A 12386-nucleotide genomic window follows, 5' to 3' on the forward strand; every position below is an offset into this window, starting at 1 on the left:
CTCTATGGGTAACCATTCGTGTGGATGTGTTCGACTAAGAATAGAGATGAGGAGAGCGAAAAGCAAGTTAGTCTTAACTTGTTATGCGTTGTGCTAAATTTCAGGTAGTCATTTTTTGAATGAATAAGAAGAAAACTTGAAAGAGGGTGACTTCATGTTAGATGTGGAGCAGATGGAAATAGACCTTTATAATATTATTTTAAATCGAAATACAAGAGAATGGGAAAGAACACAATTTGAAGAGGCAAAAGAAGACCTAGCAAAAATGTCGATAAAGCAGGTGATAGAAAAACTAGAGGTCAACTTGCGTCCGCTAGCACTACGAGATAATTTGACACCAGATGCGATGGATTTTTATTTAAGAATCACAGGGGAGTCAGCGAGTGCAAAAGCTTATGATTATGCCAAACATAAGATAACTTCACCCTTATACCAAGAACGGGCGATTTTTGCCGGTGGCTGTTTCTGGTGTATGGTTGAGCCTTTTGAAACAAAACCAGGTGTAATCTCAGTGTTATCTGGTTATACAGGTGGAGAGACCAAAAAACCAAATTACGATCAAGTCAGTGGTGGATATACTGGGCATGTTGAAGCTGTTGAGATCATATTTGATACACGTCAAATAACCTATGAAGAGCTGTTGGAGATTTATTGGCAAATTTCAGACCCTACAGATGCCTTTGGTCAATTTCAAGATCGGGGGAAACAATATCGTTCAATTCTATTTGTTGTTAATGAAAAGCAAAGGCAATTGGCTGAAAAATCAAGAGAACAACTGATTCAATCTAACCGATTTAGCCGTCCTATCGTTACAGAGATTCGCCAAGCAAAGACTTTTTGGCCAGCTGAAAATCATCATCAACAATTTTATCAGAAGCAACCTAAAAGATATAAAAAGATCAAGCATTCGCATCAGCTTCATTTATTTTTTCAGCGACATAGATAGAGGAAGGTTGTGGCGCAAAGCGTTCAGCTCCGACAGAATAATGAGCAATTGACAAAAATAGCTTTTCATATTTTTGGACAGTTATGAATTATTTCGAGGAGTTGCTTTGGGAACACCGAGGAAAAGGTTGTGGCGCAAAGCGTTCAGCTCCGACAAAATAATGAGCAACTGACAAAAATAGCTTTTCATATTTTTGGACAGTTATGAATTATTTCGAAGAGTTGCTTTGGGAACACCGAGGAAAAGGTTGTGGCGCAAAGCATTCAGCTTCAAGTCGCAAGGAAACAGGAGGGATGACAAGTCTTTTGTCACAACTCCTGTTTTTTTACTAGCCTTTATTTCCATGTGAAAGAGAATTCGAATTGTAGAATCTTGATTTTTCTATGGAATTTTGTAGAGAATCATCTTGATAATTAATAGACACCTAATCGAATTCCACATTAATGATGAACTAAATTCCGTATGAAAGCGCAAACAATAACTATAAAATAAAAATGTATTCAGGAGGTGCTTATGTGAGTATCAAGTTAGACGATCGTCAAATGAGAATTTTAAATTTTCTATTGGAAAATGATCACACCACTTATCAAGAATTAGCTGAGCAACTTCAAGTTTCGACGAAAACAATTAGTAAAGCTATTGCTAATTTAAAAACTGTAGTTGAAAAGGAGATAAATCTACAAATTGTTGTTCAACCAAAAAAAGGTGTTTCGTTAGTAGGTGATAAAGAAGATTTAAGAAAACTACTGCCAGATTTTGAGATTACTAAAGTTGATACATCAGAAGATCGTATCACTTATGTCTTTGCTAAGTTACTGAATACAACTGGCTCTTTGAAAATACAAGATCTTGCAGATGAGCTTTTTGTTAGCAGATCAACGATGGAAAGTACGATCAAGGAAGTAAAAAAGAGAGTGATGAAGCACGGTATGGCAGTAATTTCTGACCGCAATGGATTGAAAATCAATGCGGGTGAGAAGGGCAAACGTAAGCTAATGTCAGAAGTATTGAATTATTATTGGGGTGGTTTTACGGCGTCTAGTAATAAATCAGATTTATTGGATTTGAATATTAATCTCTTGGGTGAAGCAAATAATTTTTTGGATAAAGAAATTTTGAAAAAAGTAGCAATGATTCTTAATCGCTTCATGGAAGAAACCCAGTTACAATTTACGGATTACGAATTTCAAACGCTAGCTATTCATCTAGCAATTGCGCTGGAACGAATTGATTCCAATAATTTTTTATTACAAGAAGGCGGGACAGAAAAAGAAATTTTAGAAAACACTAGCTACTTGATTGACATGTTAGAACAAGCCTTTCATTTTAACATTCCAAAGTATGAGCAAGAATATATTGATATTCATATCTCAGCGATCGAAAAAAATGCCATGAACCATAACTTGAGTGAGACCACTTTACCTAATCTTGATCTGGGAGAGCAACTTAAGCAACTGGTACTTGATGAGCTGAATGAGTTTCATGCAGATGCAGAGCTCATTAACAATCTTGTGCTTCATCTCAATGCAGCTGTTAAACGATTACGTTTAGGCGTGAACATCCATAATCCATATACAGAAAAAATTAAATCATCATTTAAACAAGCCTTCTTTCTTAGTGTCGATTTACTCGAAAAAATAGAAGAACAATTTTTGGTGAGGTTTGATGATGACGAAATTGCTTATGTGACACTTCATATCCAATCCTTTTTGGACAGGTACAGACCTAATAAATCTGAAGTGTTGTTAGTTTGCAGCAGTGGATATGGAACTTCAAAATTATTGGAACAACGAATCAATAGAAACTTTGCAGATTCGATAAAAATCAAAAAAGTCCTGAGCATCAATGAACTTCAGGAAGAACATATCACAGATGAATTAGTAATCAGTACGATTCCAATTAAGAACGCTAAATTTCCGGTAGTAGTCGTTAGCCCATTGATGCTTGAAACAGATATCAAAAGAGTTCAACGATACTTGAAAGTTTCATTAGATCCAGAAAGTACATTTTTCGCATTACTTGATAAGAAATTTTGCTTTTTTAGCAAACAAAAAGGGGATACACAGAAAAATGTTCTTAGAATGATTACTTGCACCCTTCAAGAAATGGGCTATGCGAAGATAGGTATCTTAGAAAGTGCAACCCGTAGAGAGCAGTTGTCTTCTACTGCACTAAATGATTTTGCAATGCCGCATGCGGAGATAGCCTATGTCAATGAACCTGTTATTAGCATCTATGTTAATCCACAAGGCATCGACTGGAACGGAACTGTTGTACATTCAGTGTTTTTCTTCGCGTTAAATGAGCAAGTAAAACCAGAATTAAATAGCTTGTATGAAACATTTAATGAAATTGTTTCGAATCAACAAGCCCTAACAACACTAAGAGCTAGTTCCTCTTTTGAAGAATTAGTAAAAATATTGAAAGAGGCGGTATAGATGATACGTGAAAAAATCGACGAACGAAATGTCGTATTAGACTTAGAGGCTGGCTCTAAAGAAGAAGTAGTAGATCAATTAGCAACGTTACTGACAACTAACGGGTTTGTCTCTGAAGTTAATCAATTTAAAAAAGATGTTTTTGAACGAGAAGAACATATGACAACTGGAATTGGTCACAACATAGCGATTCCGCACGGAAAAAGCCAAGCAGTGATTGATTCAACGGTTGCAGTTGCCAAACTAAAGAATGAAGTCGACTGGGGTTCATTGGACAATCAGCCAGTAAACATCGTTTTCTTATTAGCTATCAAAGAAGCTGATAAGGGAAACGAGCATTTACGTGTTCTTGCAGAGCTATCTGGGAAATTAATGGATGATGATTTTGTGAAGGAAATCAAAGAATCAAAAAATAAAGAGGAGTTAATCAAAGCATTGACTTTTTAACAATTGGAGGAGAAGGAATATGACAAAAATGGTTGCAGTAACAGCATGTATCGCAGGAATCGCGCACACTTATATGGCGAAAGCAAACTTGGAAAAATTTGCTAAGAAAAATGGTATTGAAATCAAAGTTGAAACACAAGGCGCAATGGGAATGGAAAATAAATTGTCTGAAGCAGAAATTGCCGACGCCGACGTAGTCATCTTTGCGGTAGATACGAATGTGGCAGAACGTAGCCGGTTTGACGGAAAAAAAATTCTTACCGTGAGCACTTCCGAAGTGGTAAAAGATGGAGAAGAAACAATCAAGGAAGCAATTGCACGAATCAATAACTAATAATTTTTTGGGGGTAGGATCAATGGATATCAAGAAACAGGGAAAAGAAATATTAAACCATTTCCAAAGTGGAGTTTCCTATATGATTCCACTAGTAGTAGCTGCAGGTTTGTTGACTTCAATTGCTGTAATATTTGGTGGAACCGGTGTTTGGGATCAGACGGATACTTTCTGGGGTGTCTTGCGAATGATTGGTCAAACAGGGTTACAATTTATTGTGCCAATGATTTCCGCCTATATCGCGTACTCGATTGCTGATCGTCCTGGTTTAGCACCTGCATTTATTACAGGTATGATGTGTCAAAACTTAGGAATGGGCTTTATTGGAGGGATGGTTGCTGGTTTAGCCTGTGGTTACTTAGCAAATGCGTTGAAAAAAGTGAAAGTTCCGATGCAAGTAATCAGTTTAAAATCAATCATGCTGATTCCTTTTGTAACAACTTTAGTAGTAGGGCTAGTTTTATGGTATGTATTAGCAGCACCAATTCAAGGAATGACAGCTGGCTTAACGGCTTGGTTAGAAGGGATGTCTGGTGTTAATGCAGCACTAATGTCCGCAATATTAGGTGCCATGATGGCCTTTGATATGGGTGGACCAATCAATAAAATTGCGTATGCTTTTGGTGTTGCATCATTTTCAAGTGGAAGTTTTGGACCAAGTACAGCAATGCTGTTAGCTATTGCAATTCCCCCATTTGGCATGTTTTTAGCAACTTTATTAAATAAAAAATTATATGATGATGCAGAACGTGATAACGCTAAGACTGCCATGATTATGGGATTAGTTGGTATTACAGAAGGAACGATTCCTTTTGCGGTGAAAGATCCATTACGTGTTATTCCAAGTATTGTAGTCGGAACTTCAATCGGCTGTGGATTGAGTGGTTTCTTTGGAATTACGCAAGAAACGATGCTTTCTACTTTCATGGCGATTCCATTTGTCACAAATATTCCATTATACCTAGTATCTATTGCAGTTGGCGGAATCATTACTGCGTTAATGGTAAATGCTTTGAAATCAATTAAATACAAGAAAGATCTAAAAACGACACAAGAAACATCAGTAGAATAAAGAAAGTAGGGTAATCGTAAATGGTAAAAGCACACGTTATTCAGCATACTCATTGGGATCGTGAATGGTATTTTACAAAAGAAGATGCCATCGTGTTATCCGATCAAGTATTTACTGAAGTTTTGGATGAGTTAGAGCGTAACCCAAACGTGAATTTTTGTTTGGATGGTCAAACATCTATTGTTGATGAATATGTAGAAATCAATCCAGAGAAACTAGAAACAATTCAACGATTAATGAAAGAAGGTCGGCTTTTTGTTGGCCCTTGGTACGCACAAACAGATGCTTTGTTAGTTGACGCAGAATCTATTTTACGTAATTTAATGATTGGCATCAGCGACACAATTAATAAATATGGTGAACCAATGATGGTAGGCTACTTACCAGATACCTTTGGATTTAATGCAAACTTACCAACATTGTTGCATCAAGCAGAAATTGATAATTTTATGTGCTGGCGGGGATTGAATTTTGAAACGATGGTATCGTCACCATATTTTATTTGGAAAGGTTTAGGGGATAAAATTGTTTATGCGATGAACTTCCCATACGGTTATATGACTGGCATGATGAATCTTGATGCCATTAATGATGTGCCGAAGTTTGTGAAAGATAAGTTGGATGTTGCTGTAGAAATGCTTCATACGCATGGGAACAATGAAGATATTTTGGTTCCAGCTGGTGTGGATCAAAAGTCAATGGTACTTAACTTTGACCAAATCATCAATGAAATGAATCATTCGAGTAAGTATGACAATGTAATTTCGGATTATCCTTCTTATGTGGAAGTCATTCGGAGTAAAAAAGACTTACCACAATATGAAGGAGAGTTGAGACAACCAGTTTATTCTCGGGTTCATCGTTCAATTGGTTCTGTTCGAACACAGATGAAATTAGCTAATTTTAAACTGGAGCAAAAGATTTTGAAACGAATTGAGCCATTGATGCTGATTGCTGAAAAAAATGGAATTCGTATCGGAAAAGGTTTACTACGCCGTCTATGGAAAAAGGTATTAGAAAATCAAGCGCATGACAGTATCGGCGGCTGTGTTTCTGATAATGTTATGGAGGACATCAACCATAGAATCAAAGAAGCTAATGAGATTGCAGATGGGATAGAAAATCTCATTGTCAAAAGAATTGCAGATGCTTTAGATTTAAATGCAAATCAAGTTTTGGTCTTCAATACGACAACTGCACAGTATCAAGGTCCTAAGACAGTTCATATTGTTGCTAATTCAAAAAAAATTCAATTCAAAGGAAGCTCTTATGCCATTGTTGAAAAAGAAATATTTTATCCTGAACGTCAGAATGCTTATCGGATGACCGCCATTGGCTATGAATATTTTGACGAACCAGCTTACTATGAGTTAGATGTCAAAATAGAAGTAGAAGTCCCCGCGTTAGGATACACAATTGTTGAATTCGAGGAGAGCGAAGAAGAATTAGAAGCAGCTGTGAAAATGAATAAGACAGAAATCAAAAATGATGCACTAACAATTACCTTCAGCAAAGGTTCTCTGAAACTGATAGCCGGGGACGTTGAATACCCTGATTTTATTCGTTTGGTTGATTCAGGGAATGCGGGTGACACTTATGATTATTCACCTCTTGAAGGAGATCACGAGGTACCGTTGAACTTCGACAAAGCAGAAGTGTTACTTGATTCTTCTAAAGAAACCTTGATTATTAATGGAAAGACTAAGCTACCGAAAAACTTGGAAGATCGACTAGCAAAACATCCAGAGGAAGCAGAAGTGGACTATCAAATTACTCTGAGCATTGGTGCTGGGGAAGTCGTGGAAGGTTCCATTAAAATAAAAAATACTATTTACTCACATCGTATTCGAATGGTAGTAAATGTATTGGATGACTCTGAAAAATCAATTGCCCAAATTCAAAATGGCTTTATCGAAAATAAACCGGACATTATTCCTGAAGATTGGCAAGAACGAATGGTTGAGAAGCCAGTGAATTTAGAAATTTTTGATAAAAGTGTGTCAGTTGTCAAGGATGATTCTTATCTAACTTTTTACGCAGATGGTTTGAAGGAATACGAACGGATTGGCCAAAAATTGTACATCACATTAATGGCAACAACTGGTGAACTTGGAAAGCCAAACCTTGCATGGCGTCCAGGGCGTGCTTCCGGAGATACGACTAATGAAGGACATATCATGATGCAAACACCATTAGCACAGGAAATAGGTGAATATCATTTTACTTTTGGATTTACGGTAAGTCAGGGTGCGTTTGATGAATGGAAAGTAGCCAAACTAACCGAGTCACGTTTAGATCAATCGATTTCCTATCAAAAGCAAAGTTTAAACGTCTTTATTCATCGGATAGACAATAAGATTTGGCCGTTGCAAAATGAATTAACTATTCCAACAGAATTTTCATTGGTTGAGTTTCCCGAAGAGCTACTCGTGTCAGCAATTTACCCCTCCTATTTTAATGAAGGCTATTATGTGGTTCGTTTTGCCAATCCAACAGCGAAGGAAGTGATTTTGCCAAAAGAAATTCTGGAAATGGGTGACGTGGTGAATGCTATTGAAAGAAAACAAGCGTCAACAACGATCCAACCTTATGACTATTTATCTCTTTTAATAACTATAGAAAAAACAACTAAAAAATAAGTAAACATCATTTAAAAATGAATGGCAACAAAGGACTCTGTGGGGATGACTGCAGAGTCCTTTTTTTGGTTTGTCTTTGTTCTTTTTCTCAGTCAGTTTTCTAGAAGACTGACTGAGAAAAAGATTGATATTCTTGAATTTTTCAGTATGGCTGAAAAATTATGCTGTTGAATAAACAAAAGCAAAAAACTATTGATATCTTAACCAATTAAAGCATTCCCAAAGAAAACATGCTAAAATCGAGACAGAAATGATTTTCGTGTGAGGTCTGATTGGAGAGAAAATAATGAACATTGAAAAATTTATTACGGCAAGAAAGGCTGCCAACTTATCTCAAAAAGAAGTGTCTGAAGGAATTTGTACACAAGCAACATTAAGTAAATTTGAGAACAATGGTCAAGTCCCTTCGTTAAAAATTTTAATTAAATTATGTAATCGAATCAATCTTCCGTTAGTTGAACTTTTTTCTTCGATGAACGTGATCAATACACAACTTGATGAACAGCTAGAAAAAGCAGAGTTTTCATTGATTACGAGTGAATATGAACAATTGACACAGATTTTAGCAGCCATTGATCCCAAGGTAATTGACGAGTCTGAGCTGATTGCACGTTACTACTATCTAAAAGGATTTGAAATGATTTTTACGAATGCACCAATTACGGATGTGTTGTTCCATTTTGATCAGTTGTTGATGGCAGAAACAGCCAACACGTTGTTTCGTTTATTGGCATATACAGGTATTGGAATGGTCTATGCTAGAGAAAAAGAGTTGGAAAAAGCAGAAGTTTATTTCAATCGAGTGTTTGAAAAAATTTATACGTATCCGATTCGTACAACAGAAGATATCTGGCGGGTGTTAAATATCGTCTTTCATTGTGGTGTTTTTTTTGCGCAAGACGGTGATTTGGAAACAAGTGATGCACTACTAAATTACGCAATCGATATTTGTTCGGATAACCATTTGACTTATTACTTAGCACGAGCTGCTGCCCAATTAGCGAAGAACGCACAGGCTAAAAATAAGTCGAAGGCAGAAGTGCTCGAATTGATTCAAGATGCACTAGCTTTTGCTAAAATTAATAAAAACAAAAAATTAATTGATGAATTAAATCGTATGAAAAAAAATGATACTATTGATTAACGAAGGAAAAAATACTTATTTTTGTTATGCTAACTTTGAAAAAATTCACCAAAGATGATTAGGGATAGACGGGTATGGCAGCAAGATAGAGTAATAAAATAAAGTCGTAATTCTCGTAAAATACGTTACAAAGCATGCTTGATCTCCGTTTGTCGTTGCAGTATTTATTTTAAGTAGGTTAACCATCAAATAGAAAACGATAGTTAGAGGGAAATAAGCAACACACAAAAATGTGTTGTTTGTTTCCCTTATTTGTTTTTTTGCAATATAAAATTTTATATTAAAATTACCTTATTATATAAAAAAATATATAAAATCGGTTGACAAATAAATCTAGCAGGCGTATCCTCTGATTGTGAAAACAGTAACAAAAATAAAAACTAATTACTCATGTAATCCGTAGTTCAAGTAAAGAAGGTACAAAAATGAATCAGGTGATCGAAGAAACGAAAATCTGGCAAATGATGGGGACAACAATTACATTACAAGTTGGGCATGAAGAGCCTAGTCGATTACTAGCAGAGTTAGGCGAATGGTTGCACGTTTATGAACATCGCTTCAGCGCACATGATGCAACATCTGAATTAATGGCCATCAATCAAGCTGCTGGACGACAAGCTGTGATTGTACATCCTGAACTTTTTGAGTTCATCAAATTAGGAAAAGCACATAGTTGTGCAAGAAATAGTTATCTGAATATTGCTATTGGTCCGGTTGTACAAAAATGGCATATTGGATTTGAAGATGCATTGGTTCCAACAAAAGCAGAGATAACTGAGTTACTTCTGCTAACGGATCCACACCAAATTCAATTAGATGAAAAAATGAAAACCGTTTTTTTAACCAAACCAGGAATGATGATTGACTTGGGGGCGTTAGCAAAAGGTTACATTGCAGATAAATTAATTACACATTGCCGAGAGCGAAATGCAGCGTTTGCTTTAGTTAACTTAGGAGGAAATATCGTTGTTTTTGGTGAATCACCAAGACGTTCGGATGGTGCTTGGCGTATTGGTTTGCGAAATCCTAAAGGTTCACATGAAGAATCGCTTGCGGTGGTTAAACTAAGCAACCAATCTTTAGTTACCTCTGGAATCTACGAACGTTATCTACAAAATGGTTCGTCAGTGTATCATCACATCATTGATCCGAAAACTGGCTTTCCAGTTAAAAATGACGTAGCAAGCCTGACGATTTTGTCTGATTCTTCTGTAGATGGAGAAATCTGGACTACACGTTTATTTGGAGCATCTTCTTTAGAAGTGTTGAAAGCGCTTGAAGAACAGCCGGGTATCGAGGGAGCAGTTGTAACAAAAGAGAATCAATTCTTGTATACAAAAGGATTTGAAAAAATTTAGTACGTGCGAACAGTCAGAAATCGATGTTAGAAAGGAAAGAGAATGAAGATGAAATTTATTGGATTAGTAGGAACAAATTCAACGCGGGCAACAAACCGTGAATTATTACAGTTTATGAAAAATTATTTTGTAAATGAGGCAGAAATCGAAATTGTCGAAATCAAGGAGCTGCCACTATTTAACAAACCTGAAAACACAGAACTACCAAATGTTGTTAAAGAAATTGCTGGAAAAATTGAACAAGCAGATGGCGTAATCATCAGCACACCAGAGTATGACCATGCGGTTCCTGCTTCATTGATTAACGCATTAAATTGGCTTTCATATGGTATTTTTCCGTTTGTGGATAAACCAGTGATGATTACCGGAGCGTCTTACGGCACGTTAGGTTCTTCACGCGCACAAGCACATTTGCGCCAAATATTGGATTCACCAGAGTTAAAGGCACGAATTATGCCAAGCTCAGAATTTTTATTGGGTCATTCACTCCAAGCCTTTGATGAGCAAGGACGACTCATTGATGAAGAACAAGTCGCAAAATTACGTGAACTATTCAAAGATTTCTTACTCTTTGTCACAATCACTAGTCAATTGCAACATGCGCACCAAGCAAATAAACGTGAAGCCGAAAACTTTTCATGGGAAACGATTTAATCGAGGGGAGCAAACAAAGATGAAATTAATAGGTATCGTCGGATCAGCAGCTGAACTTTCATATAACCGTAAATTATTAACATTTATCCAAAAACAATATCATGAACTATTTAATTTAGAAATCATTGAAATCAAAGATTTGCCTCTGTTCAATCAAGATGATGATCAAACAAATAGTCCTGCTATTCAACAGCTAAATCGCAAAATCTTAATGGCTGATGGGGTAATTATTGCTACGCCAGAACACAATCATACGGTTCCAGCAGGATTGAAAAGTGCACTTGAATGGCTATCATTTAAAATCCATCCACTTGAAAATAAACCTGTAATGGTTGTGGGTGCTTCTTACTACGATCAAGGAACTTCACGCGCGCAATTACACTTGCGCCAAATTTTGGACGCACCAGGCGTGAATGCATTAGTGATGCCCGGAAATGAATTTTTATTGGGAAAAGCAAAAGAAGCATTTGACCAAGAAGGTCGCTTGATTGATCCACGAACTGTTGACTTTTTAGGCAGTACATTAGCAAGTTTTGTAAAATTCATTAAAGTCGTGTCTACCTTAGCAGGGCCTAAAAAGCTTCCACCAGAAGATTTGCATGCGACAGGAACAATTGCTACGACAATACCCGATGTTGATATGTCAGATGATCATTGGTTGGAAAAAGCTTCTGAAGCAGTCGGTGCCGTTTCTGGAAATACTTACGTCAAATTAAATCGTGGGTTATTGACAGTGGATCAAATCAATTACTTTTTAGATTCGATGCCGATGGAATTAACTTTTGCAGATAATAATAACCAATTTTTATATTATAATTTGCGCCAAGAAGCGAAAGAGATGTTAGCTGCTCGTGTGCCCGGTCAGGTAGGGAATCCATTAGCCAACTGTCACCCAGAAAAATCGTATAAAAATGTAGAGTGGGTAATTCAACAACTGCGAAGCGGAGCAACAGATGCGGTACGTGTTCATGTACCAAAACAAGTGCCAGAAAAATATATTGTGCATAATTACCAAGCAATGCATGATGAAAATGGCGAGTATGCTGGAATCAATGAATACATTCTTGATTTCAAACCAATCATTGAGTGGTATTTACAACAAACGGGTCAACAACTTGTTGGAAATGAAGATGCGGTTTCAAGTGCATCTGTTCATGATGAAAAAACAGATGCAGTAACCAGCGCCAGCACACACGATGAAACTGCAGTAGATGCAGTTTCGAGTGCTTCTGTAAAATAAAAACAATAAAACAATCAGGACAGCGCTCAATTCGTTGTTTCTGATTGTTTTTTATTGGCGCGAAAAAGTTGTTAGTAGAAAACAGTTCCTTTTTTTAATATGAGCAATGATCTT

At 36.6% G+C, this 12386-nt stretch carries 10 protein-coding genes; all 10 read left to right on the plus strand.

From position 1 onward, the window contains the following. The first annotated feature begins 154 nt into the window (after positions 1 to 154). On the plus strand, positions 155 to 946 hold the full coding sequence (gene msrA, locus AB3I20_RS09610) for a peptide-methionine (S)-S-oxide reductase MsrA (protein ID WP_002296391.1): 792 nt from the start codon (positions 155 to 157) through the stop codon (positions 944 to 946). Positions 947 to 1461: 515 nt separating this feature from the next. Continuing rightward, positions 1462 to 3384 (plus strand): transcription antiterminator, encoded by a 1923-nt coding sequence (locus tag AB3I20_RS09615; protein ID WP_368027228.1) that lies wholly within the window; start codon positions 1462 to 1464, stop codon positions 3382 to 3384. After that, complete coding sequence (locus AB3I20_RS09620) at positions 3385 to 3831, plus strand: PTS sugar transporter subunit IIA (RefSeq protein WP_067483242.1); 447 nt, start codon at positions 3385 to 3387, stop codon at positions 3829 to 3831. Positions 3832 to 3850: 19 nt separating this feature from the next. Continuing rightward, positions 3851 to 4165: a PTS fructose transporter subunit IIB gene (locus AB3I20_RS09625; RefSeq protein WP_067483241.1), complete on the plus strand. Its 315-nt coding sequence runs from the start codon at positions 3851 to 3853 to the stop codon at positions 4163 to 4165. Positions 4166 to 4187: 22 nt separating this feature from the next. Next, positions 4188 to 5237 carry a PTS fructose transporter subunit IIC gene (locus tag AB3I20_RS09630; RefSeq protein ID WP_067483239.1) on the plus strand — a complete coding sequence of 350 codons (1050 nt, stop codon included), beginning with the start codon at positions 4188 to 4190 and terminating at the stop codon, positions 5235 to 5237. 20 nt (positions 5238 to 5257) lie between these two features. Next, the gene (locus tag AB3I20_RS09635) at positions 5258 to 7876 is read left to right on the plus strand and encodes an alpha-mannosidase (RefSeq protein ID WP_368027229.1); all 2619 of its coding nucleotides are present in this window, start codon (positions 5258 to 5260) and stop codon (positions 7874 to 7876) included. 286 nt (positions 7877 to 8162) lie between these two features. Then, complete coding sequence (locus AB3I20_RS09640) at positions 8163 to 9020, plus strand: helix-turn-helix domain-containing protein (RefSeq protein ID WP_067483235.1); 858 nt, start codon at positions 8163 to 8165, stop codon at positions 9018 to 9020. 425 nt (positions 9021 to 9445) lie between these two features. After that, complete coding sequence (locus AB3I20_RS09645; protein WP_368027230.1) at positions 9446 to 10378, plus strand: FAD:protein FMN transferase; 933 nt, start codon at positions 9446 to 9448, stop codon at positions 10376 to 10378. Between the two features lie 42 nt (positions 10379 to 10420). Then, complete coding sequence (locus tag AB3I20_RS09650; protein WP_368027231.1) at positions 10421 to 11032, plus strand: NADPH-dependent FMN reductase; 612 nt, start codon at positions 10421 to 10423, stop codon at positions 11030 to 11032. Positions 11033 to 11051: 19 nt separating this feature from the next. Continuing rightward, the gene (locus AB3I20_RS09655; protein ID WP_368027232.1) at positions 11052 to 12272 is read left to right on the plus strand and encodes an NAD(P)H-dependent oxidoreductase; all 1221 of its coding nucleotides are present in this window, start codon (positions 11052 to 11054) and stop codon (positions 12270 to 12272) included. Positions 12273 to 12386 lie beyond the last annotated feature (114 nt).

Origin of the sequence: Enterococcus sp. C50, from assembly GCF_040887505.1 — a bacterium.
In the GTDB taxonomy this organism is placed as follows: domain Bacteria; phylum Bacillota; class Bacilli; order Lactobacillales; family Enterococcaceae; genus Enterococcus_B; species Enterococcus_B thailandicus.

Excerpts from the sequence above, each read along its gene's own strand:
- msrA (WP_002296391.1), top strand. The coding sequence starts at position 155 with ATGTTAGATGTGGAGCAGATGGAAATAGACCTTTATAATATTATTTTA.
- AB3I20_RS09620 (WP_067483242.1), top strand. The coding sequence starts at position 3,385 with ATGATACGTGAAAAAATCGACGAACGAAATGTCGTATTAGACTTAGAG.
- AB3I20_RS09625 (WP_067483241.1), top strand. The coding sequence starts at position 3,851 with ATGACAAAAATGGTTGCAGTAACAGCATGTATCGCAGGAATCGCGCAC.
- AB3I20_RS09630 (WP_067483239.1), top strand. The coding sequence starts at position 4,188 with ATGGATATCAAGAAACAGGGAAAAGAAATATTAAACCATTTCCAAAGT.
- AB3I20_RS09635 (WP_368027229.1), top strand. The coding sequence starts at position 5,258 with ATGGTAAAAGCACACGTTATTCAGCATACTCATTGGGATCGTGAATGG.
- AB3I20_RS09640 (WP_067483235.1), top strand. The coding sequence starts at position 8,163 with ATGAACATTGAAAAATTTATTACGGCAAGAAAGGCTGCCAACTTATCT.
- AB3I20_RS09645 (WP_368027230.1), top strand. The coding sequence starts at position 9,446 with ATGAATCAGGTGATCGAAGAAACGAAAATCTGGCAAATGATGGGGACA.
- AB3I20_RS09650 (WP_368027231.1), top strand. The coding sequence starts at position 10,421 with ATGAAGATGAAATTTATTGGATTAGTAGGAACAAATTCAACGCGGGCA.
- AB3I20_RS09655 (WP_368027232.1), top strand. The coding sequence starts at position 11,052 with ATGAAATTAATAGGTATCGTCGGATCAGCAGCTGAACTTTCATATAAC.